This is a genomic window from Pseudomonas sp., assembly GCF_002796985.1.
Taxonomy (GTDB): domain Bacteria; phylum Pseudomonadota; class Gammaproteobacteria; order Pseudomonadales; family Pseudomonadaceae; genus Pseudomonas.
This window is the reverse complement of sequence record NZ_PEKX01000024.1, coordinates 109,513-133,508: the sequence shown is the minus strand read 5'-3', so window position 1 is coordinate 133,508 and position 23,996 is coordinate 109,513. Positions and strand designations below refer to the sequence as shown.

Below are 23,996 nucleotides of genomic sequence, written 5' to 3'. Positions count from 1 at the left end.
GGCCATGGCGGCGCTGTTGGCGACGTCGTGGGCGGTGGCGCTCATTTCCTGGGAAGCGGTGGCTACTTGGTCGACTTCGCGGAACTGCTGTTGCATGCCGGCGCTGGTCTGGCTGGCGATTTCCGAGGACTGGTCGGCGGTGGCGCGGGCGTCCTGCACCGAGGATTTCACGTCGCGGATGATCGGCTGCAGCTTGTCGAGGAAGCGGTTGAACCAGCCGGCCAGTTCACCCAGCTCGTCCTTGCCGGAATACTCCAGGCGCTTGGTCAGGTCGCCCTCGCCGCTGGCGATGTTGCGCAGCATGGAGGCGACGTTGAGGATCGGTCGGGTCACGCCACGGGCGGTGAGCCACATGGCGAACAGGCCGATCAGGATGGCGACGAGGCCGAAGCCCAACTGGTAGACGGTGCCTTGTACGCGCTGGTTGTCCAACTCCTTCTGCAGTTCGATGGCCGGGCCGAGCAGGACGTTCTGCGGGACTTCCAGCAGCACGCCCCAGGGCTTGGAGCCGGGAATCGGCTGCAGCGGCTCGACCACGCGCAACTGGTCGTCCTGGCGGAACACCTGCTTATGGTTGGCAGCGATGGCCTGCAGCAGGTCGGCACCCTGGTTGGGGTAGACCTCCAGGAGCTTCTTGCTCAGCTTGGAGGCGTCTGCACTGTGGCCTGCGAGCAGGCCGGCGGCGCTGACGATGCTGACGCGGCCTTGACCGTCATACAGCTCCTGGCTGCCTTCGACGCTGATTTCCTGCAGCTTCTCCATGCTGATGTCCAGGCCCATGACGCCGACGATCTTGCCGTCCAGTTCCAGCGGGAAGGCGATGCTGGTCATCAGCATGCGCTTGGTGCCGACATCGTCGAAGTACGGGTCGAGGACGCAGGGCTGGCGGGTGGTCTTGGGGCAGGTGAACCAGGCGTTGTAGGCACTGCCGCTGGGGCCGGGACTGGTGTCCTGCAGCAGCGACTCAGCCATGGCCTCGGACTCCAGGTGGCCCGGCGTGGCCTGCGACCAGTAGAGGGAGAAACGGCCGGCATCGTTGCTGCCCAGCTCGCCCTGGCCGGCGAAGAGCTTGTCCTTGCCATCGAGTGCGTCGGGTTCAAAGGCCACATAAAGGCCCAGCAGCTCCGGATTGCCTTCCAGTGCGGTCTTCACCTGACGGGTCAGGTCCTCGCGCAGGTCGTAGGCGTCGAGGAAGCGTTTCTGCGCCTGGTCGCGCAGGAACAGCACTTGCCGCGAAAAGCCCTTGCCATACTGGTAGGCATCCATGATGTAGCGCTGGATGCGCATGGCCTGGACTTCGCCGCGCGACTGTAGTTGCGCCTTGGCCGCTTCATCGAGCATTTCGGTGCTCGATTGCTTGACCAGTGCGGTGCTGTGTTGTGTCCGGTAGACGGACAATCCGGACAGCAGCGAGACGACGCCGAGCAGGCATAGCCCGGCGAGCAACGTGATCTTCCACTGGATGGAGAGACGGCGCAGCAACATGGAGAGGGGTCCTTGTTTTAACGAAACCTCGGGAATACCTGGTATATCGGCCTTTCCCGCATCTTCTTGACCCGTGACGGGGCGAAACGCCGGAAAACAGGCGATTCTGGCGTGCCGTCGCGACGGGCGGCAAAAAGCCAGGCAAAAAGCGTGCGCGCTGCGGTGAAAGTCTTGCCGCGGGATTTCGGAAACGTCCTGATTCGACACGGGTTTTGACACTCCGTCAGGTGTTTGGCAGAGTGCGCGCCCTTTTTTTGCTCGCGCATCGGCGCGGCGACCCGTGAGAGGAGTGGTGAAGATGAATGCGGTGTTGATCGCCATTGGCCTGATGCTGGTGTTGAGCCTGTGTCGCGTGCATGTGGTGGTCGCACTGATCGCCGGTGCGATGGCGGGTGGATTGCTCGGCGGCCTGGGCATGGATGGCACGCTCAAGGCGTTCAACGAGGGGCTGGGTGCCGGTGCCACCGTTGCGCTGTCCTACGCCATGCTCGGCGCCTTCGCCGTGGCCATTGCCCGCTCCGGAATGGCGCACGCCCTGGCCGATCGCGCCCTGGCGATGCTCGGCCGGCACGAGGGGAACGGCTCCAGCACTTTCAAGTGGATGATGGTCGGCCTGCTGCTGGTGGTGGCGATCTCCTCGCAGAACATCCTGCCGATCCACATTGCCTTCATTCCGCTGCTGGTGCCGCCGCTGCTCTATGTGCTGACCCGCCTGCGGATCGACCGTCGGCTGATCGCCTGCGTGATCACCTTCGGCCTGATCACCCCCTACATGTTCCTGCCGGTGGGCTTCGGCAACATTTTCCTGAACCAGATCCTGCTGGCCAACGTGGCCCGCGCAGGCGTTGACGTGCAGGGCATCAATGTCACCCATGCCATGCTGATCCCGGCGCTGGGCATGCTCTGCGGCCTGCTGATCGCCGTGTTCTTCAGCTACCGGCGCAAGCGTGACTACGACCTGGAACGCATCGAACAGGCCGAACGGGTCGACACGCCCTACAGCAAGATGAGTCTGGCCGTGGCGGGTGTCGCAGTGGCGGCGGCGTTTGCCGTGCAACTGCTACTGGACTCGATGATCCTCGGCGCGCTGGTAGGTTTCCTGGTGTTTTCGCTGTCGGGCGTGGTGCGCTGGAAGGAAGCGGACGACCTGTTCACCGAAGGCATGAAGATGATGGCCATGATCGGCTTCATCATGATCGCCGCCCAAGGCTTCGCGGCGGTGATGACGGCGACGGGGCAGGTCGCCAGCCTGGTGGACAGCGCTGCCGGCTGGATCGGCAGCAGCAAGGCGCTGGGTGCCTTCATGATGCTGCTGGTGGGGCTGCTGGTGACCATGGGCATTGGTTCGTCCTTCTCCACGGTGCCGATCATCGCGGCGATCTTCGTGCCGCTGGCGGTACACCTGGGCTTCAGCCCACTGGCCATCGTCAGCATCGTTGGGACGGCGGGGGCGCTGGGTGATGCGGGCTCGCCGGCCTCGGACTCCACCCTCGGGCCGACCTCGGGCCTGAACGTAGACGGCCAGCACAACCACATCTGGGACACTGTGGTGCCGACCTTCCTGCACTACAACCTGCCGCTGATGGCGTTCGGCTGGCTGGCTGCGATGGTGCTCTAGAGCGCTCGCGCGCTGAAAGTTGCACTTGGCAGGGCAACTGCTGACTAATGAGCAGGTTTTATCCTTCCATGGACCCGCTCATGTTCGAATCGAAACTGGAATACCGGACGTTCCTCGCCCTGTTGCTGGTGGTGACACTCGCCTTCGGCTGGATTCTGCTGCCGTTCTACGGGGCAGTCTTCTGGGGCACCATCCTGGCGATCATCTTCGCGCCGCTGCAGCGCCGCCTGCGGGAGAAACTCAAGGGGCGCAACAACCTCGCCGCGCTGATCTCCCTGGCTGTGTGCTTCCTGATCGTGATCCTGCCGGTGACCTTCATCGCCGGGGCGCTGGTGCAAGAGGGCGCCGCTGTTTACCAGCGCCTGAAGTCGGGCGAGCTGAACTTTGTCACCTACTTCCAGCAGGCGATGGCTGCGTTGCCGACCTGGGCGCACCAGTGGCTGGAACGCTTCGACCTGACGGACCTGTCCAGCCTGCAGGAGAAACTGTCCACGGGGGCCATGCAGGCGAGCCAGTTGGTCGCCACCAAGGCCTTCAGCATCGGCCAGAACACCTTCGAGTTCGTCATCAGCTTCGGCATCATGCTCTACCTGCTGTTCTTCCTCCTGCGTGATGGGCCGGCGCTGGGCCGCCGCATCAAGCAGGCGGTGCCGTTGAGCGTGGAGCACAAGCAGCACCTGTTCACCAAGTTCACCACGGTGATTCGCGCCACGGTGAAGGGCAATATCGCCGTGGCCGTGACCCAGGGGGCGCTTGGGGGACTGATCTTCTGGTTCCTCGGCATCCAGGGCTCGTTGCTCTGGGGCACGCTGATGGCCTTCCTGTCGTTGCTGCCGGCCATCGGTGCCGGGCTGATCTGGGTGCCGGTAGCGGCTTACTTCCTGCTCACCGGGGCGATTTGGGAAGGCGTGGTGCTGACGCTGTTCTGCGTAGTGGTGATCGGCCTGGTGGACAATATTCTGCGCCCGATCCTGGTGGGCAAGGACACCAAGATGCCCGATTACGTGGTGCTGATCTCCACCCTCGGCGGCATGTCGCTGTTCGGTCTCAACGGCTTCGTCATCGGCCCGCTGATCGCGGCGCTGTTCATGGCCTCATGGGACCTGTTCACCGGCCGTGAAGGTGAAGTAGCCAAGCCGGCGGAGTAGGGCAGAGCACCTTGTAGGATGGCGTGGAGCGCAGCGATACCCATCGATGCCAGAGGCACCAACTTGTAGGAGCGAGCTTGCTCGCGAACCTTGCCTCGCAGCGGGGTCTGTTCGCGAGCAAGCTCGCTCCTACGAAAAGCGCGCGCACCCAATAAAAACCCCGCCGAAGCGGGGTTTTTTATTGCCTGTCGACCTTAGCCGGCGATGGCTACCAGGCCGCTGTGCTGGAGGATGTCCAGCAGCGGTTGCGGGTAGACGCCGAGGAAGAAGGCGAGCAGGGCGATGGCCACCAGCATGATGCCGCCAGCGCGCTGGGCCCAGTCCAGGGGAGCGTCGTGGCGCTTCATGTTCGGCTCGACCAGGAACATGGTCACCATCACGCGCAGGTAGTAGAACAGGCCGATGGCACTGCCCAGTACCAGCGAGCCGACCAGCCACCAGTGCTGCGACTCGACGCCGGTGGCGACGATGTAGAACTTGCCGATGAAGCCGGCGGTCAGCGGGATGCCGGCCAGGGACAGCATCATCACGGTCATTACCGCGGTCAGCACCGGACGGCGCCAGAACAGGCCGCGGTACTCGAACAGGGCGTCGGCGTCACGGCCGCTGTACGGAGTGGACATCAGGGTGACCACGCCGAAGGCGCCCAGGGTGGTGACCACGTAGGTGGTCAGGTACACGCCGACCGCTTCCACGGCCAGGCCCTTGCTGGCCACCAGGGCGATCAGCAGGTAACCGAAGTGGGCGATGGACGAGTAGCCGAGCAGGCGCTTGATGTTGCTCTGGGTCAGCGCCAGCAGGTTGCCGATCAGGATCGAAGCGATGGCAATGACCGCGATGGCGTCGTGCAGCAGGCCGTTGTTGAGGGCTGCCGGAGCGATCTGGAACAGGCGCAGCAGCACAGCGAACACGGCCACCTTGCTGGCGGTCGCGAGGAAGGTCGCCACCGGCGCCGGGGCGCCTTCATAGACGTCCGGAGTCCACAGATGGAACGGCGCGAGCGACAGCTTGAAGCCCAGGCCGACGACCATCATGCCGACGCCGATGGACAGCAGCGGGCCATGACTGGTGCCTTCGGCCAGCGAAGCGCCGATGCCGGTGAAGTTCAGGCTGCCGGATTCGGCGTAGAGCAGGGCCATGCCGAACAGCAGGAAGGCGGAGCCGGCGGCGGACAGTACGGTGTACTTGATGCCCGCTTCCAGGGTGCGCTTGTTGAAGAAGGCGTAGGCGACCATGCCGTAGACCGGCACCGACAGCAGTTCCAGGCCGATGAACAGGCCCGCCAGGTTCTGCGCGCTGACCAGTACCAGACCGCCTGCGGTGGAGAGCAGCAGCAACAGGTACAGCTCTTCGCGGTTGCCCGGGAAGCTTTCCATGTAGGCGTGGGCCAGCGTGGTGCAGGCCAGGGCGGCGATCAGGATCAGCGCCATGTAGAAGCAGGCGAAGTTGTCGATCACCATCAGAGAGGTGACTTCGATCGGGGTGACTTTCAGCACCGGGAGGATCGACAGCAGGGCCAGGTTCAGACCGATCACCGAGAGGGTGGCGGTCATCGAGTGGTTACGCTTCCAGGCCACGGCGAGCATCACCACCACCAGGGTGGCGCTGGTGATGAGCAGCGGCAGGAGCGCGATGAAGTGTTGAATCGTGAAGGTCATATCGCGCTTACCGTGCTGCCAGAGTGGAGAGGGCGGCACCCAGCCATTGCTGGACGCCGTGCATGGTTGCCGCGGAGGTGTCGAGGACCGGCTGCGGGTAGACGCCGAGCACGATCAGCAGCACCGCCAGGCCCAGCACCATGGAGAGCTCGCGGAAGTTCAGACCGGCGATGGCGGTGTCGGACTTGGCTGGGCCGAAGTAGGCGCGGTGGATCATGATCAGCGAGTAGACCGAACCGAACACCAGGCCGAAGGTGGCGATCACGGTGATCACCGGGACGACCTTGAAGCTGCCCAGCAGGATCAGGAACTCGCCGACGAAGTTGCCGGTACCCGGCAGGCCCAGCGAAGCGGTGGCGAAGAACAGCGCCACGGCCGGCAGGTACGGGATGCGCGACCACAGGCCGCCCATCTTGCGCATGTCACGGGTGTGCAGGCGCTCGTACAGCTGGCCACAGAGGATGAACAGTGCGGCGGCGGAAAGGCCGTGGGCGATCATCTGCACGACCACACCTTGCAGCGCCTGGGGGCTGCCGGAGTAGATGCCGATCATCACGAAGCCCATGTGCGACACGGAGGAGTAGGCCACCAGGCGCTTGATGTCGGTCTGGGCGAACGACAGGAAGGCGCCGTAGAAGATGCCGATCAGGCCCAGGGTCATGGCGATCGGCGCGAACTCGGCCGAGGCGTTGGGGAACAGCGGCAGGGCGAAGCGGATCAGGCCGTAAGCGGCGGTCTTCAGCAGGATGCCGGCGAGGTCCACGGAACCGGCGGTCGGTGCCTGGGCGTGGGCGTCCGGCAGCCAGGAGTGCACCGGCACTACCGGCATCTTCACCGCGAAGGCGACGAAGAAGCCGAGCATCAGGATCCACTCGGTGTGCGGCGGCAGCTGGGTCTTCAGCAGGTCGGCGTAGTTGAAGGTCAGCACGCCGGTGCTGTTGTAGTGCACGAACACCAGGCCCAGGATCGCCACCAGCATCACCAGGCCGCTGGCCTGGGTGAAGATGAAGAACTTGGTGGCGGCGTAGATGCGGGTCTTCTTGCCGTCGTCCGAGCTATGACCCCAGAGCGCGATGAGGAAGTACATCGGCACCAGCATCATTTCCCAGAAGAAGAAGAACAGGAACAGGTCAACGGCGAGGAACACGCCGATCACACCGCCCAGGATCCACAGCAGGTTCAGGTGGAAGAAGCCGATGCGGCGCTGGATCTCGTTCCACGAGCAGAGGACGGACAGCACGCCGAGCAGGCCGGTCAACGCGACCATCAGCAGGGACAGACCGTCCATTGCCAGGTGCACGCTGATGCCGAAGCGCTCGATCCAGGGTACCTGGAACTGCAGGGTCCACTGCGGTTCGCCACCCGGCGCAGGGGCCAGTTGGAAGTCACCGGTGTGCCACACCCACAGGCTCAGGGCCAGGGTGAGGACCATCGATCCCAGGGCGACCCAGCGGGGCAGGGTCTTGCTGGTGTACTCGGCGATCCAGCAAAGGAAGCCGCCGATGAAGGGGATCAGGATTAGCCAGGGCAGAATCATGTCGGGCTCAATCTCTTTCGTGAATTCATTAAGCCAGCAGCAGCGCGCCGAGGAGCAGCGCGGCGCCACCCACCAGGGAAGCGGCATACCAACGCAGGCGGCCGTTCTCGGTGAGGCTGAGGAGTTTGTGACCACCGCGGGCGGTGAGCGGGACCAGGACCAGGGTCTTGTCGATCGGGTCCGCGGCCAGCAGGCGGCAGATCAGCAGATAGGGTTTCACGAACAGCTTGTCGTACAGCCAGTCGAAGCCCCAGGCGTGCAGCCACCAGGTGCCGAAGAAGCGGCCCGGCGCGCTCTGGGCGACGGCAGTGACGAAGCGGCGCTTGCCGAGGAACAGCAGGCCCGCCAGCAGGATACCGGCGATGGCGATGGCGCCCGAGGCGATCTCCAGGCTGTGCTTGGCTTCACCACCGGCATGGCCGGCGCTTTCCGGCAGAACACCGGCCAGCGGCGGAGTGATCAGCGCGCCGATGAAGGTGGACAGCACGATCAGGACACCCAGCGGCAGCCAGTGGCTGATGCCATGGCCGGCGTGTGCCTCGGTCTTCGCTTCGCCATGGAAGGCGATGAAGATCAGGCGGAAGGTGTACAGCGAGGTCATGAACGCGCCCACCAGACCGGCGATCAGCAGGTTCGGGTGACCGCTGGCGAAGGCTTCCCAGAGGATCTCGTCCTTGGAGTAGAAGCCGGCGGTCAGGAAGGGCAGGGCAGACAGCGCCGCGCCACCGACCACGAAGCTCGCGTAGGCCAGCGGCAGCTTCTTCCACAGACCACCCATCTTGAAGATGTTCTGCTCGTGGTGGCAGGCGACGATCACCGCACCGGAAGCAAGGAACAGCAGGGCCTTGAAGAAGGCGTGGGTCATCAGGTGGAAGATCGCCCCACCCCAGGCGCCAACGCCCAGGGCCAGGAACATGTAGCCGATCTGGCTCATGGTCGAGTAGGCGAGGATGCGCTTGATGTCGGTCTGCACCAGGGCGGCGAAGCCGGCCAGGACCAGGGTCACGGCGCCGATGACGCCGACCAGTTCCAGAACGTTCGGAGCCAGCTCGAACAGGCCGTGGCAGCGGGCGATCAGGTAGACGCCCGCGGTCACCATGGTGGCGGCGTGGATCAGCGCAGAGACCGGAGTCGGGCCGGCCATCGCGTCGGCCAGCCAGGTCTGCAGCGGCAGCTGGGCCGATTTGCCGACGGCGCCGCCGAGCAGCATCAGGGTGGCGACGTTGATCCACAGGTCGCCCTTGGCGAAGTGCTGCGGAGCCAGGACCAGCAGTTCCTGGATGTTCAGCGTACCCAGGTGCTGGAACAGGATGAACATGCCGATGGCAAAGAACACGTCGCCGACACGGGTGACGATGAACGCCTTCAGCGCTGCGTTGCCGTTGGGTACGTGGCTGTAATAGAAGCCGATCAGCAGGTAGGAGCAGAGGCCCACGCCTTCCCAGCCGAAGTACATGAACAGCAGGTTATCGCCCAGCACCAGGAACAGCATGCTGGCGATGAACAGGTTGGTGTACGCGAAGAACCGCGAGTAGCCGGTTTCACCGCGCATGTACCAGGAGGCGAACAGGTGGATCAGGAAGCCGACGCCGGTGACCACGCCGAGCATGGTGACCGACAGGCCGTCCAGGTACAGGGTGAAGTTGGCCTTGAAGTCACCAACGCTCATCCACTGCCACAGCACCAGGCTGTAGGCGCCACCTTCGGGCGGGTTGCTGTGGAAGCTCCAGATCGCCCAGAAGGCGGAGAGGGCCGCGAGGCCCACGGAGCCGACACCCACCAGTGCCGAGAGATTTTCCGACCACTTGCCACGGGAGAACGAGAGCAGCAGGAAGCCGACCAGGGGGAACAGGAAAGTAAGGGGCAGCAGGTTCATCCGCGCATCTCGCTGGCAGCGTCGATATCCAGGGTATGGAAGCGGCGATACAGCTGGAGCAGGATCGCCAGGCCAATGCTGGCCTCGGCTGCAGCCAGGCTGAGCACCAGGATGAACATCACCTGGCCGTCGGGTTGACCCCAACGGCTACCGGCGACCACGAAGGCGAGGGCGGCGGCGTTCATCATCACTTCCAGGCTCATCAGTACGAACAGGATGTTGCGTCGTACCATCAGGCCCACCAGGCCGAAGCAGAACAGCACACCGGCAAGCGCCAGTCCGTGTTCGAGAGGGATTGCATTCATGGGTTAGTCCTTCGCTTCGTGGCGGCCGAGGTGGTAGGCGGCGACCAGAGCTGCCAGCAGCAGCATCGAGGCCAGTTCGACGACCAGCAGGTACGGGCCGAACAGGCTGATGCCCACGGCTTTGGCGTCCACGGTGGTGTGGCCGATGCCGGCACCGCTCGGAGTGCGCGAGAGCATCCACAGCAGTTCGACCAGCAGCACAGCGGCAAGCGCGCCGGGGCCGATCCAGACGCCGGGCTTGAGCCACTTGCGTTCCTGTTCGGTGATAGCCGGACCGAGGTTCAGCATCATCACCACGAAGACGAACAGCACCATGATCGCGCCGGCGTAGACGATGATTTCCAGGGCACCGGCGAACGGTGCGCCGAGACTGAAGAAGGTCATCGATACAGCGAGCAGCGAAATGACGAGGTAGAGCAGGGCATGCACCGGATTGCTGTTGGTGATGACCCGGAAGGTTGCCAGCACGGCGACGCCGGCGGCGAAGTAGAAAGCGAATTCCACGCGACGTCTCCTTACGGCAGCAGGCTCTTGACGTTGATCGGTTCGGCCTCGTTCTGCGCGGCGCCTTTCGGCTTGCCGGCGATGGCCATGCCGGCAACGCGGTAGAAGTTGTAGTCCGGGTTCTTGCCGGGGCCGGAGATCAGCAGGTCTTCCTTCTCGTAGACCAGATCCTGGCGCTTGAACTCGCCCATCTCGAAATCCGGGGTCAGCTGGATCGCGGTGGTCGGGCAGGCTTCTTCGCACAGGCCGCAGAAGATGCAGCGGGAGAAGTTGATGCGGAAGAACTCGGGGTACCAGCGACCGTCTTCGGCCTCGGCTTTCTGCAGGGCAATGCAGCCGACCGGGCAGGCTACTGCGCACAGGTTGCAGGCCACGCAGCGCTCTTCGCCATCGGGGTCGCGGGTGAGGACGATGCGGCCGCGGTAGCGCGGCGGCAGGTATACCGCTTCTTCCGGGTATTGCAGGGTGTCACGCTTGCGGAAGGCGTGGCCGAAGATCATCACCAGGCTGCGAAGCTGGGTGTAGGTGCCGTGCACCACTTCGAAAATGTACTTGATCATTGTCTTGCTCCTTACTGGGCCGCCAGCACGATTGCGCCGGTCACCAGCAGGTTGATCAGGGTCAGCGGGAGACAGAACTTCCAACTGAAGGCCATCACCTGGTCATAGCGCGGGCGTGGGATGGAGGCCCGCAGCAGGATGAACAGCATGATGAAGAAGCCGGTTTTCAGGGCGAACCAGATGAACGGGATCTGCGGCAGGATGCCGAAGGGGCCGTGCCAGCCGCCGAAGAACAGGGTCGCCAGCAGCGCGGACACCAGCACGATGCCGATGTACTCGCCGACGAAGAACATGCCCCATTTCATGCCGGCATACTCGATGTGGTAACCATCGGCCAGTTCCTGTTCGGCTTCGGGCTGGTCGAACGGGTGACGGTGAGTCACGGCGACGCCGGCGACGAAGAAGGTCATGAAGCCGAAGAACTGCGGAATGATGAACCACACGTGCTGGGCCTGGTACTCGACGATGTCGCGCAGGCTGAACGAGCCGACCTGAACCACGATGCCCATCAGCGACAGGGCCAGGAACACCTCGTAGGAGATGGTCTGGGCCGAGGCGCGCAAGGCACCGAGCAAGGCGAACTTGTTGTTGCTCGACCAGCCGGCGAACAGCACCGCGTACACGGTCAGGCCTGCCATGGCGAAGAAGAACAGGATGCCGATGTTCAGGTCCGCCACGCCCCAGGTCGGGGTGATCGGGACGACGGCGAACGCCACCAGCAGCGCACCCATGGCGATCATGGGCGCGAGAGTGAAGATCATCTTGTCGGCGAACGGCGGGGTCCAGTCTTCCTTGAAGAACATCTTCAGCATGTCGGCGCCGAGCTGGAAGGCACCGAAGGGGCCGACCCGGTTCGGACCGTAGCGGTCCTGCCAGAGGCCGAGCAGACGACGCTCGACCCAGCTGAGCAGCGCGCCGCAGACGACCACGGCGAGCAGGATGACGATGGCCTTGATGACCTCGATGATGATGTCGACGACGGCGGGTGTCAGCCAGCTCATGCTCATCAAGCTCATTGGGCAGCCTCCTGCAGGCCTTCAGCGACAGCGCCGATGACACCGGCGGGAATGCCTTGCAGACCGATCGGCAGGGCGACCAGGCCGGCGCCGAGCTCTTCGCTCACACGCAGCGGCAGGCGCAGTTCCTGCCCCTTGACGGTCAGGCGGATGATTGCGCCTTCGTTGACGCCCAGACGGTCAGCCTCGGCCTTGGCCAGGGTGACGTAGGTCTGCGGGATGCGCTCCTGCACCGGGGCGGCTTTGGCGGAATTCTCCTCGCTGCCGAACAGGTGATAGAAGGGCACTACCTTGAACTGGCTGGCGGCGGTGTGGAACGGCGCGGGAATCTCGCTGAACCACAGGACTTCGCCCTTGGCCTCGATCAGGCGAACGCCCGGATCGCCGGCACGCAGGTGACCACCGACTTCGTCCTGGAACTTGTTCCAGGCCTGCGGGGAGTTCCAGCCCGGGGACCAGGCGAACGGAATCTGCTGACGCGGCTCAGTGCTGCCGGCGTAGCCTTCCATGGAGAAGGCAAAGGCAGTGTCCTTGTCCTGCGGGGTACGCGGCTCATGCACGCTGATGTTGGCGCGCATCGAGGTGCGGCCGGAGTAGCGGTGCGGCTCGCGCGCCAGCTTCAGGCCCTTGATGCGGAACGCGGCGTTCGGCGCAGCGTCGCGGATGCCGGCCAGGTGCGGCTTGGCGGCGACGACGGCGTCGATCACGTGGTCCAGCTGGGTCCAGTCGACACGCTTGCCTTCGAGGGTGCTGTGCAAGGCGTGCAGCCAGCGCCAGCCTTCGCGGACCAGGTTGTCGGCGTTGTAGTAGGTCGGATCGTAGACCTGGAAGAAGCGCTGGGCGCGGCCTTCCTGGCTGACCAGGGTGCCATCGCCTTCGGCGAAGCTGGCGGCCGGCAGCAGGACGGTGGCCTTGGCGCTGGTGGCGGTCTGCTGGTGATCGGCGACGACGACGATCTTCGCGGCGGCCAGGGCGGCATCGACAGCGGCAGCGTCGGCGCGGCGGTACAGGTCGTTCTCCAGGATCACCACGGCATCAGCGGCGCCGGAGGTCAGCTGCTGCAGGGCGCTTTCGACGGACTCGCCGCCGAAGAGAGCGAGGCCCAGGCTGTTGGCTTCCGGAACCACCAGGCTCAGGGAGCCGTTCTTCTCGCGGTTCTTCAGCGCGCTGGCGATGTTGGCCGCGGCTTCGATCAGGGCGTTGCTGCCCAGCGAGGTGCCGGAGATGACCAATGGGCGCTTCGCGGCGACCAGGGCATCGGCGATGCGCTGGGCGAGGGCGGCGGCTTCGGCGTCGAGGCCGACCACGGCCGGGGCGCTCGAATCGATGGCGTGGGCCACGGCGAAGCCCAGGCGGGCCAGGTCTTCGGTAGCGGCGTGCACGCACTCGGCGGCGACGTCGTCCAGGCGGGTTTCATCGAGGCTGGCGATGAACAGCGGGTTCATCTCGTGCTGGGCGATGGTCTTCACCGCGGCGTCGAGCCACGGCTGGATCTTCATCGCGGCGGCCATGTCCTCGCCCTTGCCCTTCACCGACTGGCGCAGGGCCAGGGCGATACGGGCAGCGGTCTGGGTCAGGTCTTCGCCGAGCACGAATACCGCATCGTGATCTTCCATGTCACGGAGGGTCGGCACCGGCAGCGGGCCATCCTGCATGACTTTCAGGACCAGCTGCAGGCGTTGCAGCTCGTCAGCGGAGATGCCGCTGTAGAAGTTCTGCGCGCCGACCAGTGCGGATAGGGCGTAGTTGCTTTCCAGGCTGGCGCGCGGCGAACCGATGCCGATGACCTTGCGGCCTTTGAGCAGGGCTGCGGTCTGATCCAGGGCGCCGTCCAGCGAGAGCTTCTGCTTGCTCAGCAGCAGCTGCGGCTGGCGCGGGCGGTCTTCGCGGTTGACGTAGCCGTAGCCGAAGCGGCCGCGGTCGCACAGGAAGTAGTGGTTCACCGAGCCGTTGTAACGGTTCTCGATGCGGCGGATTTCACCGTAACGCTCGCCGGGGCTGATGTTGCAGCCGCTGGAGCAGCCATGGCAGATGCTCGGGGCGAACTGCATGTCCCACTTGCGGTTGTAGCGCTCGGAGTGGGTCTTGTCGGTGAACACGCCGGTCGGGCAGACCTCGGTCAGGTTGCCGGAGAATTCGCTCTCCAGTACACCGTCCTCGATGCGGCCGAAGTAGACGTTGTCGTGCGCGCCATAGACGCCCAGGTCGGTGCCGCCGGCGTAGTCCTTGTAGTAACGGACGCAGCGGTAGCAGGCGATGCAGCGGTTCATCTCGTGGGCGATGAACGGGCCGAGCTCCTGGTTCTGGTGGGTGCGCTTGGTGAAGCGGTACCGGCGCTGGTTGTGGCCGGTCATCACCGTCATGTCCTGCAGGTGGCAGTGACCGCCTTCCTCGCAGACCGGGCAGTCGTGCGGGTGGTTGGTCATCAGCCATTCGACGACGCTGGCGCGGAACTGCTTGGCCTCTTCGTCCTCGATGGAAATCCAGCTGTTGTCGGTGGCGGGGGTCATGCAGGACATGACGAGACGACCGCGTTTGTCGTTCTCGTCGGTGTATTGCTTGACCGCACACTGGCGGCAGGCGCCGACGCTACCGAGCGCCGGGTGCCAGCAGAAGTAGGGGATGTCGAGACCGAGGGAGAGGCAGGCCTGCAACAGGTTGTCCGCTCCGTCGACTTCTAACGTCTTGCCGTCTACGTGGATCGTGGCCATGGGTCTAAGTCTTCGTTGGCCCGTTGTCAGCGGGCGTGGCTAATAGAAATCACGGTTTCATCGGGCCGGCGGCACGCCGCGGCACTGCAACGAAACAACGCCGGGCGCTCGCGCCCGGCGATCAAAGCATCAAGCGCCGACGGTCTGCGGTGCTTGTACGGCCTGAGCCTGGCGGGAAATGCCCGCTTCGAACTCGGGACGGAAATACTTCAGTGCGCTGCCCAACGGCTCGACGGCACCCGGTGCGTGGGCACAGAAGGTCTTGCCTGGGCCGAGGAAGTTGACGAGCTGCTCGAGCGTCTCCAGGTCGCCCTGGGCGCCTTCGCCGTTCTCCAGCGCGCGCAGGACCTTGACGCTCCACGGCAGACCGTCACGACACGGCGTGCACCAGCCGCACGATTCGCGGGCGAAGAACTCTTCCATGTTGCGCAGCAGGGAAACCATGTTGACGCTGTCGTCCACTGCCATGGCCAGGCCCGTACCCATACGGGTGCCGACCTTGGCGACGCCACCGGCGTAGAACAGCGCATCCAGGTGTTCCGGCAGGAGGAAGCCGGTACCGGCGCCGCCCGGCTGCCAGGCCTTGAGCTTGTAGCCGTCGCGCATGCCGCCAGCGTAGTCCTCGAACAGCTCGCGGGCCGGAAGGCCGAAGGGCAGTTCCCAGATGCCAGGGTTCTTCACCTTGCCGGAGAAGCCCATGAGCTTGGTGCCCATGTCTTCGCTGCCCGGACGGGCGAGACCCTTGTACCAGTCGACGCCGTGCTCGACGATCGCCGGCACGTTGCACAGGGTCTCGACGTTGTTCACGCAGGTCGGCTTGCCCCAGACGCCGACGGCGGCGGGGAAGGGCGGCTTGGAGCGCGGGTTGGCGCGACGGCCTTCGAGCGAGTTGATCAGCGCGGTCTCTTCGCCACAGATGTAGCGACCGGCGCCGGTGTGCACGAACAGCTCGAAATCAAAACCACTGCCGAGGATGTTCTTGCCCAGCAGGCCGGCGGCCTTGGCTTCATCGATGGCGCGGTTCAGATTGCGGGCGGCGTCGACGTACTCGCCGCGCAGGAAGATGTAGCCACGGTAAGCCTTGAGGGCGCGCGCGGAGATCAGCATGCCTTCCACCAGCAGGTGCGGCAGCTGCTCCATGAGCATGCGGTCCTTCCAGGTATTGGGCTCCATCTCGTCCGCGTTGCACAGCAGGTAGCGGATGTTGAGGGATTCGTCCTTGGGCATCAGGCCCCACTTCACGCCGGTGGGGAAGCCCGCACCGCCGCGGCCCTTGAGGCCGGAGTCCTTGACGGTCTGGACGATGTCGTCGGTGGCCATCTGCGCCAGCGCCTTGCGCGCGGCGGCGTAGCCGTTCTTCGACTGGTACTCCTCCAGCCAGACCGGAGCGCCGTCGTCACGCAGGCGCCAGGTCAGCGGATGGGTTTCGGCCGCGCGCGCGGTGCGGTTGGGCGTGCCGTAGGAGGTGAGGCGACTCATGCGTAGGCCTCCAGCAGTTTGGCGACGCCGTCGGGACGCAGGTCACCGAAGGTGTCGTCGTCGATCATCATCGCCGGGGCCTTGTCGCAGTTGCCCAGGCAGCACACCGGCAGCAGGGTGAAACGGCCGTCGGCGGTCGTCTGGCCGAGGCCGATACCCAGCTGCTTCTGGATCTCACCGACCACGGACTCGTGGCCGCCGATGTAGCAGACCATGCTGTCGCAGACGCGAATGATGTGGCGGCCGACCGGCTGACGGAAGATCTGGCTATAGAAGGTAGCCACACCTTCGACGTCGCTGTCCGGAATGCCGAGGATCTCGGCGATGGCGCCGATGGCGCCGTCCGGCACCCAGCCGCGCTGCTTCTGGACGATCTTCAGGGCTTCGATGGACGCCGCGCGGGAGTCCTCGTAGTGATGCAGCTCGTGCTCGATGGCCGAGCGCTCGGTTTCGCTGAGTTCGAAACGATCAGTCTGGATAAGGGTACTCATGATCAGCGGTCCACGTCGGCCATAACGAAGTCGATACTGCCCAGATAGGCGATCAGGTCAGCGATCATGCTGCCGTTGATCACCGACGGAATCTGCTGCAGGTGTGGGAAGCTGGGCGTCCGGATGCGGGTCCGGTAGCTCATGGTGCTGCCATCGCTCGTCAGGTAGTAGCTGTTGATGCCCTTGGTCGCTTCCACCATCTGGAAGGCTTCGTTGGCCGGCATGACCGGGCCCCAGGAAACCTGCAGGAAGTGGGTGATCAGGGTTTCGATGTGCTGCAGCGTGCGCTCTTTGGGCGGCGGCGTGGTCAGCGGGTGGTCGGCCTTGTACGGGCCTTCGGGCATGTTCTTCAGGCACTGCTCGATGATGCGCAGGCTCTGGCGCATTTCACCCATCTTGACCATGCAGCGGTCGTAGGCGTCGCCGTTGACCGCCAGCGGTACTTCGAACTCGAAGTTCTCGTAGCCGGAGTAGGGGCGGGCCTTGCGCAGGTCGAAGTCGCAACCGGTGGCGCGCAGGCCGGCGCCGGTGGTACCCCATTCCAGCGCTTCCTTGGTGTTGTACTGGGCAACGCCGATGGTACGGCCACGCAGGATGCTGTTCTTCAGGGCGGCGGTTTCGTACTCGTCCAGGCGCTTGGGCATCCAGTCGAGGAATTCGCGGACCAGTTTGTCCCAGCCGCGCGGCAGGTCGTGGGCGACGCCGCCGATGCGGTACCAGGCCGGGTGCAGGCGGAAGCCGGTGATGGCTTCGACGACCTTGTAGGCGCGCTGGCGGTCGGTGAAGGTGAAGAACACCGGGGTCATCGCGCCCACGTCCTGGATGTAGGTGCCCAGGTAGAGAAGGTGGTTCAGGATGCGGAAGAACTCCGACATCATGATGCGGATGACGTCGACGCGTTGCGGCACCTTGATGCCGGCGAGCTTCTCGACCGAGAGCACGTACGGCAGGTTGTTCATCACGCCGCCGAGGTAGTCGATGCGGTCGGTGTAGGGGATGAAGCTGTGCCAGGACTGACGCTCGGCCATCTTCTCGGCACCACGGTGGTGGTAGCCGATTTCCGGAACGCAATCGAGGATCTCTTCACCGTCCAACTGCAGGATGATGCGGAACGCACCGTGCGCGGACGGGTGGTTCGGGCCGAGGTTGAGGAACATGAAGTCCTCGTTCTCGCCGTGGCGCTTCATGCCCCAGTCTTCGGGCTTGAAGCGCAGGGCTTCCTGCTCGAGGTCCTGCTTGGCGGCGGACAGCGCGTACGGGTCGAACTCGGTGGCACGCGCCGGGTAATCCTTGCGCAGCGGGTGACCTTCCCAAGTGGACGGCATCAACATGCGAGTCAGGTGCGGGTGGCCATTGAAGGTGATCCCGTACATGTCCCAGACCTCACGCTCGTACCAGTTGGCGTTCGGCCAGATACGGGTGGCGGTAGGCACATTGAGGTCGCCCTCGGACAGGGCCACCTTGATCATCACGTCACTATTACGCTCGAGCGACATCAGGTGGTAGAACACGCTGAAGTCGGCGCCCGGCAGACCGCGACGATGGGTGCGCAGGCGCTCGTCGACACCGTGCAGGTCATAGAGCATGACGTACGGCTTGGGCACATTGCGCAGGAAGGTGAGGACGTCGATCAGGCGCTCACGGGCAACCCAGAGCACCGGCATGCCGGTGCGGGTGGCCTGGACGGTGAAGGTCTCGGCGCCAAAGCGGGAATTCAGTTCGACGACGATGTCTTGGTCGTCTGCCTTGTAAGGCGGGATGTACAGAGCGGAGTCTGCATTCATAGTCTTTAAGTCACTCGGTCAACGGTGGAGTGAAAACGGGCCTCTCGTGGAGGGCCGGATCACACTTCGTCGGGGCTGCGCAGGTTGGTGACCGCAATGCGCTGTTCGCGCTTGAGATCCTTCTGGGCAGGCATGTCGGCACGATAGATGCCTTGATCGCCTACAACCCAGGACAACGGACGACGCTCCTGGCCGATGGATTCCTGCAGCAGCATCAGGCCTTGCAGGAACGCTTCCGGACGGGGCGGGCAGCCAGGGATGTACACGTCCACGGGGAGGAACTTGTCGACCCCCTGAACGACCGAGTAGATGTCGTACATGCCGCCGGAGTTGGCGCACGACCCCATCGAGATTACCCACTTGGGTTCCAGCATCTGCTCGTACAGGCGCTGGATGACCGGAGCCATCTTGATGAAGCAGGTGCCGGCGATGACCATGAAGTCAGCCTGACGCGGCGATGCACGGATCACTTCGGCGCCGAAACGGGCGATGTCGTGCGGCGCGGTGAACGCCGTGGTCATCTCCACGTAGCAGCAGGACAGCCCGAAGTTGTACGGCCACAGGGAGTTCTTGCGACCCCAGTTCACCGCACCGTTGAGAACATCCTCGAGCTTGCCCATGAAGATGTTCTTGTGGACCTGCCCTTCAAGGAGCGGGTCTTCTACCGTTTCGCGTTCGCCGATCGGGTATTGATCATTGGGCGCATCCGGATCGATCCGGGTAAGTTTGTATTGCATCGCCAAAGCCTCATTGTTTTAGCTTCGCCTGCCGTGCGCGACGTGCCGCCGGCGCCCAATCGAGCGCGCCGATACGCCACAGGTAGACAAGACCTGCCAACAGAATTGCTATGAAAATGGTTGCCTCGATCAGACCGGCCCAACCGCTTTCACGGACGGACACTGACCAGGCGAAAAGGAAGAGGGCTTCGACGTCGAAGATCACGAAGAGCATCGCGACCAGATAGAATTTTGCCGACAGACGTAGGCGTGCGCTGCCGGTAGGAACGATCCCCGATTCGAACGGTTCGTTCTTGCTGCGACCAAATGCCTTACTGCCAAGCAGGCTGGATACCCCTAGCATGAAGGCGAGCAGGCCCAGCACCCCTAAAAGGAAGGCGGCGAGTCCCCAGTGTTGAGCTGCAAGTTCAGCTGGATTGGGCATGCCGATACTCCTTCCTACAAATAACGTTTGTCTTGGGTTTCGGGCGCAAGGCCCGACTACTGCGAACCCAACAACTCAAGGATAGCGAGCTAAGGGTTCAGGTCATCTTTCCAATTTTATGCCCAAAGCCTTCAGCAAGTAAATTTTTCCAACACAAACAGATGCTTCTAATTCGGGCAAAAGCGTTTTGCATTTCCCGAAGGGCCCTGTTTGCGCGGCTCTGGATGCTTAGTGTGACGGCACTTCGGCTTTGGTCGAATAGTACTTTCGAGGTATTCGGGCGCAATAAATTGGCAGTCATTAAATGATAAGTATTATCATTTGCAGTGTCGTATGTCTGTAACTTTACTACATATAGGCGTCGATGCTTTTTATCCTGCACAAATAGCGACGTCTAATTATCCCTCCGCAATCTGCTTGATCGCCCCCTCCAGTGGAGGGGTTCAGTTTCGCTTCGCGATCCACGCCCAGTGCATTTCGCAGCGCACTGGTTCGCCACCGGAGTCGTCCAGCAGCATCACCTGGATCAGTGTCTCGCCCTTGTCCTGCTCCAGCATGGCACGGCGTTGCTCGGGCTGCAGTGTGGCGATGGCGCGCAGGCTGCCGCTGGCGCGACGCAGGTAATCCACCTTGAGGCTCTTGATCAGCGGTAGTTTGTGGTCGGGCAGGTTCATGCCGACCATGCAGCCACTGGCGGACTCGGCCAGTAGCGCCATGGCCGCGGCATGTACGCCGCCGATGTGATTGCGGGTACGGCGGTGGTTGGCTAGGCTCATTCGCACTTCGCTGTCGGAGAGTTTCTGGATGCGTACGCCAGCGGTACCGGCGAAGCGCACCTGGGAACAGAACAGGCGGCTGAGCAGTGGTTCATGAAGTCGGCGGGGCAGTCGCTGGATGAGGGCGGCGGCAAGGGCGAGGCGGTTGTGTTTGGGCATGGCCATCTCCATTCATATAAGGAGGGCCGAGACTGGCATGCTGGCGTGAATCTTCCCTTGGCGGGTGAAGAGGGGATGGTTGGCGGTTCGGCCAAGCGCAAAAAAGCAAAACCCCGGCAGGTGCCGGGGTTTTGCAGTGCCTCCCAGCCCCGAGGGGCTGGTTGAGCCGGTTCCGTATTAGTGGAACTGGTTCATGGTGTTGTCTTTACCCGAGGCTTTCAGAGCGGCTTCGCCAGCGAAGTACTCTTTGTGGTTGTCGCCGATGTCCGAGCCAGCCATGTTCTGGTGCTTGACGCAGGCGATGCCCTGACGCAGTTCCTGACGCTGAACGCCTTTCACGTAGGCCAGCATGCCCTGGTCGGCGAAGTAGCCCTTGGCCAGGTTGTCGGTGGACAGCGCGGCAGTGTGATAGGTCGGCAGGGTGATCAGGTGGTGGAAGATGCCGGCGTGGGCGGAACCGTCACGCTGGAAGGTACGGATCTTCTCGTCAGCGATCTGGGCCAGTTCGGTCTCGTCGTACTCGACGCTCATCAGCTTGGCGCGGTCGTAGGCGGAAACGTCCTTGCCTTCGGCGGCGAATGCATCGAACACCTGCTGACGGAAGTTCAGGGTCCAGTTGAACGACGGGCTGTTGTTGTAAACCAGCTTGGCGTTCGGGATCACCTGACGGATGCGGTCAACCATGCCTTTGATCTGGCCAACGTGCGGCTTCTCGGTTTCGATCCACAGCAGGTCGGCGCCGTTCTGCAGCGAGGTGATGCAGTCCAGGACGCAACGGTCTTCGCCGGTGCCCTTGCGGAACTGGAACAGGTTGGAAGCCAGGCGCTTGGGACGCAGCAGCTTGCCGCCGCGGTTGATCACGACGTCGCCGTTCTGCAGTTCGGCAGCGGAAACTTCTTCGCAGTCCAGGAAGGCGTTGTACTGGTCACCCAGGTCGCCCGGCTCTTTGGTCACGGCGATCTGCTTGGTCAGGCCGGCGCCCAGGGAGTCGGTACGGGCAACGATCACGCCGTCGTCAACACCCAGCTCGAGGAACGCGTAGCGAACGGCGTTGATCTTGGCGAGGAAGTCTTCGTGCGGAACGGTCACTTTGCCGTCCTGGTGGCCGCACTGCTTCTCGTCGGAAACCTGGTTTTCGATCTGGATGCAGCAGGCACCGGCTTCGATCATTTTCTTGGCCAGCAGGTAGGTCGCTTCCGGGTTGCCGAAGCCTGCGTCGATGTCGGCGATGATCGGTACTACGTGGGTTTCGTAGCCGTCGATCTGAGCCTGGATTTCGTCCTGCTTGACTTTGTCGCCAGCGGCGCGAGCGCTGTCCAGGGCGGTGAAGAGCAGGTCCAGTTCGCGGGCGTCAGCCTGGCGCAGGAAGGTGTACAGCTCTTCGATCAGGCCGGAAACGGCAGTCTTTTCGTGCATGGACTGGTCGGGCAGCGGGCCGAAGTCGGAGCGCAGCGCGGCAACCATCCAGCCGGACAGGTAGAGGTAGCGCTTGTTGGTGGTCTTCAGGTGCTTCTTGATCGAGATCAGCTTCTGCTGGCCGATGAAGCCGTGCCAGCAACCCAGGGACTGGGTGTAGACGGAGGTGTCGGCGTCATACTCGGCCATGTCCTTGCGCATGATGGCCGCAGTGTACTTGGCGATGTCCAGACCAGTCTTGAAGCGGTTCTGAGCGCGCATGCGGGCAACCGACTCGGGGTTGATAGCGCTCCAGCTGTTGCCGGTTTTCTCTTTCAGAGCGGCAACGGCTTTGATGTCGTTTTGATAAGCGGACATGGTCAATCCTTCAAAGTATGTGTGTGGTTGAGCACCGACTTACCCACTCAAAACCCGTATCTACACGGAATTGACTGCGGGTTGCTCGCCGCGGGATGGCGAAGGCGCGACCGAAAGAAGGAATGACGCTGGAGGAGTGGGGTAGAGCGGGCGTACAGACGGGTGACTGCAGCGGTGACATCCAGAATCGCTTGCCGGCTCGTGGCAGCCGTTGGGCGATGGTGGACGGCTGAATCCGTCACTTCGTACTGTTGCTAAGGCTTGCTTCCCCGTCCCTCAGGACAACCTCTTGCCAGTCGCAACCTCGTCGATCCGCCTTGTGGGCTTAACAACACGGACCGGCGCGGCGGGTGGGCCACAGGCTCGGTCCGGAGGGCTTTGAGACCCTCTGGTTAGCGGGAGCGAGGCCATCATGCCCTTTCAAACGAGCGTTCGTCAAACGTTTTGTAGTGTTTTTTTTGGGCTACTACACGAAGGTCTAAGGAGGACTGTCAAGTCACCTGCGGAAGGCTTAGTCGAGCACTTCGACCTTCACTCGCAGGCTGCTGTCGCTGCGGCCCTGGGTACTGTACTGGCGGGTGTAGCCGTTCTGCGTGCTCTGGTTGCTCTCGCTGACGCCGCCAATCTCGATCCACTGGCCGAGTTGCCCGCTGACGCGGGTTTCGGTGGCGCTGGTGTTCATCGAGCCTTGGTAGTTGTTGTTGAAGCGGTCGTTACGGGTGCTGAGGGTGATGTGTACGAGGTTGCCGGAGAGGCTGGCGGTCACGTACATGCCCTGGTTGGCGTCGCGGTACTCGGTCTGGCTGTAGACCTGGCCGTAGGGGCCGATGCCGGCGTTGGTCACCGGCTGGCTCTGGCCGACCTGGATGAAGGCGGGTGAGCCTTCGGTAGCGCGTACCTGTTGGGTGCCGCCGCCGCGGCTGCTGGTGGAGCGGTTGATGATGCGCACCTGGTCGCGGCCGTTCACTTCTCCGCGGCCGGACTGGATCTCCACGTTGCCGGCGCTGATTGAGCCGTTCACCGAATAGCCACTCTGGCTGTCCTGGCTGCCGTCGACCGTGTCGAGGCTGATCAGCAACTGGTGCGGGCGGGTGTCCAGTTGTTCGAGCACCTGCTGTAACTCGCGGATCTTCGCCAGTTCGGCGTTCACCACCAGTTGGTTGCCGTAGGCGGTGACCCGGCCTTCGTTGCCCAGTACTTGCTGCGCCACCGGCAGCACGTCTTCGGCGGTGCGGTAGTTGAGTGGGATGATCTCGGTGCGCGGTGCAGCGACGGCGCTGAAGCTGATTGCGCAGGCAAGCACCAAGGAGACAAAGGGGCGGCTCAAATCAGGAAACTCCGCAGGTTCGGGTCGAGGACGCTGGTGTTCCAGCTCTGTTCGAATTGCGCGATCAGCTGGCGGACGCGGCCGGCGTTGTTGTAGTGCGCGTAGCCGGCGTATTCGCCCGGTTCCGGCCGCAACAGCAGGCCGCAATCGTCGGCGAGGAGGAAGGCGTGCTCCTCGCTCGGGTAGTCGGGGTTGATCCGGCGGATCTGGCAGTAGCTGGACAGGCGCCGGCTGAGGTTGAGCAGGCGATGGCCTTCCTTCACGGCGCGGGTGCTGTCGCGCACCAGGATCATCAGGCGGTTTCGCGGGTTACCCAGCAGCAGTTGAGTGCAGGCTTCCTGGATGCTGCTGTGGTGATACAGCCACGGCTCCAGATCGGGGGTGTAGAGGTAAAGCGTGCGCCGCGCCTGCTGGATCAGCGCCAGAGCGTGGGCGCGTGCGTCCTCGGGCTTGTTGAAGCGGTGCAGTTGGTCGCCATCGCCGAGGTGGAAGGGCGCGGGCTCCAGTACGGCGGGCGGAAGCGCTTCGCTGGACGGGTTGTGGACGGCAAAACGCCCCGGTGACTGAAACTCGATATCCGGCAGTTCTGCCGGGAGGTCGTCTTGATCCGGGACGTTTTCCATGTCGC

The 23,996-nt window shown here is 63.6% G+C and carries 20 protein-coding genes; 2 read left to right on the top strand and 18 right to left on the bottom strand.

What is annotated here, in order from left to right; genetic code table 11:
- On the bottom strand, positions 1–1,485 hold a 1,485-nt coding region (locus tag CTR55_RS27135; protein WP_296291641.1), incomplete at its 3' end, for a methyl-accepting chemotaxis protein.
- Positions 1,486–1,783: 298 nt separating this feature from the next.
- Between CTR55_RS27135 and CTR55_RS27130 the strand changes: the two genes are divergently transcribed.
- Together CTR55_RS27130 and CTR55_RS27125 are read left to right on the top strand one after the other, a co-directional pair.
- The gene (locus CTR55_RS27130; protein WP_296291639.1) at positions 1,784–3,103 is read left to right on the top strand and encodes a Na+/H+ antiporter family protein; all 1,320 of its coding nucleotides are present in this window, start codon (positions 1,784–1,786) and stop codon (positions 3,101–3,103) included.
- A gap of 80 nt (positions 3,104–3,183) precedes the next feature.
- A complete protein-coding gene (locus CTR55_RS27125) occupies positions 3,184–4,251 on the top strand; it encodes an AI-2E family transporter (RefSeq protein WP_296291638.1) in 1,068 nt (355 codons plus the stop codon).
- Between the two features lie 194 nt (positions 4,252–4,445).
- On the opposite strand, the gene nuoN is transcribed toward CTR55_RS27125, so the two are convergent.
- The 17 genes from nuoN to CTR55_RS27040 form a co-directional block, all read right to left on the bottom strand.
- The gene (gene nuoN / locus CTR55_RS27120; RefSeq protein ID WP_296291637.1) at positions 4,446–5,909 is read right to left on the bottom strand and encodes an NADH-quinone oxidoreductase subunit NuoN; all 1,464 of its coding nucleotides are present in this window, start codon (positions 5,907–5,909) and stop codon (positions 4,446–4,448) included.
- A 7-nt stretch (positions 5,910–5,916) separates the two neighbouring features.
- Positions 5,917–7,446 carry an NADH-quinone oxidoreductase subunit M gene (gene nuoM / locus CTR55_RS27115; RefSeq protein ID WP_205335543.1) on the bottom strand — a complete coding sequence of 510 codons (1,530 nt, stop codon included), beginning with the start codon at positions 7,444–7,446 and terminating at the stop codon, positions 5,917–5,919.
- A gap of 28 nt (positions 7,447–7,474) precedes the next feature.
- The gene (nuoL, locus tag CTR55_RS27110) at positions 7,475–9,322 is read right to left on the bottom strand and encodes an NADH-quinone oxidoreductase subunit L (protein WP_296291635.1); all 1,848 of its coding nucleotides are present in this window, start codon (positions 9,320–9,322) and stop codon (positions 7,475–7,477) included.
- Positions 9,319–9,627 (bottom strand): NADH-quinone oxidoreductase subunit NuoK, encoded by a 309-nt coding sequence (gene nuoK, locus CTR55_RS27105; RefSeq protein ID WP_296291633.1) that lies wholly within the window; start codon positions 9,625–9,627, stop codon positions 9,319–9,321. The genes nuoL and nuoK overlap by 4 nt, the downstream gene beginning before the upstream one ends.
- Positions 9,628–9,630: 3 nt before the next feature.
- On the bottom strand, positions 9,631–10,131 hold the full coding sequence (nuoJ, locus tag CTR55_RS27100) for an NADH-quinone oxidoreductase subunit J (RefSeq protein WP_296291631.1): 501 nt from the start codon (positions 10,129–10,131) through the stop codon (positions 9,631–9,633).
- Between the two features lie 11 nt (positions 10,132–10,142).
- The gene (gene nuoI, locus CTR55_RS27095; protein ID WP_296291629.1) at positions 10,143–10,691 is read right to left on the bottom strand and encodes an NADH-quinone oxidoreductase subunit NuoI; all 549 of its coding nucleotides are present in this window, start codon (positions 10,689–10,691) and stop codon (positions 10,143–10,145) included.
- 11 nt (positions 10,692–10,702) lie between these two features.
- On the bottom strand, positions 10,703–11,692 hold the full coding sequence (gene nuoH / locus CTR55_RS27090; protein WP_296291656.1) for an NADH-quinone oxidoreductase subunit NuoH: 990 nt from the start codon (positions 11,690–11,692) through the stop codon (positions 10,703–10,705).
- 11 nt (positions 11,693–11,703) lie between these two features.
- Positions 11,704–14,418 (bottom strand): NADH-quinone oxidoreductase subunit NuoG, encoded by a 2,715-nt coding sequence (nuoG, locus tag CTR55_RS27085; protein ID WP_296291627.1) that lies wholly within the window; start codon positions 14,416–14,418, stop codon positions 11,704–11,706.
- Between the two features lie 129 nt (positions 14,419–14,547).
- The gene (gene nuoF, locus CTR55_RS27080) at positions 14,548–15,897 is read right to left on the bottom strand and encodes an NADH-quinone oxidoreductase subunit NuoF (RefSeq protein ID WP_296291626.1); all 1,350 of its coding nucleotides are present in this window, start codon (positions 15,895–15,897) and stop codon (positions 14,548–14,550) included.
- The gene (nuoE, locus tag CTR55_RS27075; RefSeq protein WP_296291654.1) at positions 15,894–16,394 is read right to left on the bottom strand and encodes an NADH-quinone oxidoreductase subunit NuoE; all 501 of its coding nucleotides are present in this window, start codon (positions 16,392–16,394) and stop codon (positions 15,894–15,896) included. The genes nuoF and nuoE overlap by 4 nt, the downstream gene beginning before the upstream one ends.
- Positions 16,391–18,172, bottom strand: coding sequence for an NADH-quinone oxidoreductase subunit C/D (nuoC, locus tag CTR55_RS27070; protein WP_296291624.1), 1,782 nt, complete (start codon positions 18,170–18,172; stop codon positions 16,391–16,393). The genes nuoE and nuoC overlap by 4 nt, the downstream gene beginning before the upstream one ends.
- Positions 18,173–18,231: 59 nt before the next feature.
- The gene (locus CTR55_RS27065; RefSeq protein WP_296291622.1) at positions 18,232–18,909 is read right to left on the bottom strand and encodes an NADH-quinone oxidoreductase subunit B; all 678 of its coding nucleotides are present in this window, start codon (positions 18,907–18,909) and stop codon (positions 18,232–18,234) included.
- A 10-nt stretch (positions 18,910–18,919) separates the two neighbouring features.
- Positions 18,920–19,333, bottom strand: coding sequence for an NADH-quinone oxidoreductase subunit A (locus CTR55_RS27060; RefSeq protein ID WP_017517108.1), 414 nt, complete (start codon positions 19,331–19,333; stop codon positions 18,920–18,922).
- 443 nt (positions 19,334–19,776) lie between these two features.
- Positions 19,777–20,268, bottom strand: a complete 492-nt coding sequence (locus CTR55_RS27055; RefSeq protein WP_296291621.1) for a DUF4442 domain-containing protein — start codon at positions 20,266–20,268, stop codon at positions 19,777–19,779.
- A gap of 177 nt (positions 20,269–20,445) precedes the next feature.
- Entirely contained in the window at positions 20,446–22,041 is a 1,596-nt protein-coding gene (locus CTR55_RS27050) for an isocitrate lyase (protein WP_296291619.1), read from the bottom strand.
- A 511-nt stretch (positions 22,042–22,552) separates the two neighbouring features.
- Positions 22,553–23,344 (bottom strand): secretin N-terminal domain-containing protein, encoded by a 792-nt coding sequence (locus CTR55_RS27045; protein ID WP_296291652.1) that lies wholly within the window; start codon positions 23,342–23,344, stop codon positions 22,553–22,555.
- 20 nt (positions 23,345–23,364) lie between these two features.
- Entirely contained in the window at positions 23,365–23,991 is a 627-nt protein-coding gene (locus CTR55_RS27040; protein WP_296291616.1) for a histone acetyltransferase HPA2, read from the bottom strand.
- Between the last annotated feature and the right edge of the window lie 5 nt (positions 23,992–23,996).

Bases quoted from the DNA above. Each gene is read 5' to 3' on its own strand.
- nuoK (WP_296291633.1), bottom strand. From the start codon at position 9,627: ATGAATGCAATCCCTCTCGAACACGGACTGGCGCTTGCCGGTGTGCTG.
- CTR55_RS27060 (WP_017517108.1), bottom strand. From the start codon at position 19,333: ATGCCCAATCCAGCTGAACTTGCAGCTCAACACTGGGGACTCGCCGCC.
- CTR55_RS27130 (WP_296291639.1), top strand. From the start codon at position 1,784: ATGAATGCGGTGTTGATCGCCATTGGCCTGATGCTGGTGTTGAGCCTG.
- CTR55_RS27040 (WP_296291616.1), bottom strand. From the start codon at position 23,991: ATGGAAAACGTCCCGGATCAAGACGACCTCCCGGCAGAACTGCCGGAT.
- nuoG (WP_296291627.1), bottom strand. From the start codon at position 14,418: ATGGCCACGATCCACGTAGACGGCAAGACGTTAGAAGTCGACGGAGCG.
- nuoH (WP_296291656.1), bottom strand. From the start codon at position 11,692: ATGAGCTGGCTGACACCCGCCGTCGTCGACATCATCATCGAGGTCATC.
- nuoF (WP_296291626.1), bottom strand. From the start codon at position 15,897: ATGAGTCGCCTCACCTCCTACGGCACGCCCAACCGCACCGCGCGCGCG.
- CTR55_RS27050 (WP_296291619.1), bottom strand. From the start codon at position 22,041: ATGTCCGCTTATCAAAACGACATCAAAGCCGTTGCCGCTCTGAAAGAG.
- nuoI (WP_296291629.1), bottom strand. From the start codon at position 10,691: ATGATCAAGTACATTTTCGAAGTGGTGCACGGCACCTACACCCAGCTT.
- CTR55_RS27065 (WP_296291622.1), bottom strand. From the start codon at position 18,909: ATGCAATACAAACTTACCCGGATCGATCCGGATGCGCCCAATGATCAA.
- CTR55_RS27055 (WP_296291621.1), bottom strand. From the start codon at position 20,268: ATGCCCAAACACAACCGCCTCGCCCTTGCCGCCGCCCTCATCCAGCGA.
- nuoL (WP_296291635.1), bottom strand. From the start codon at position 9,322: ATGAACCTGCTGCCCCTTACTTTCCTGTTCCCCCTGGTCGGCTTCCTG.
- nuoN (WP_296291637.1), bottom strand. From the start codon at position 5,909: ATGACCTTCACGATTCAACACTTCATCGCGCTCCTGCCGCTGCTCATC.
- nuoM (WP_205335543.1), bottom strand. From the start codon at position 7,446: ATGATTCTGCCCTGGCTAATCCTGATCCCCTTCATCGGCGGCTTCCTT.
- CTR55_RS27125 (WP_296291638.1), top strand. From the start codon at position 3,184: ATGTTCGAATCGAAACTGGAATACCGGACGTTCCTCGCCCTGTTGCTG.
- nuoC (WP_296291624.1), bottom strand. From the start codon at position 18,172: ATGAATGCAGACTCCGCTCTGTACATCCCGCCTTACAAGGCAGACGAC.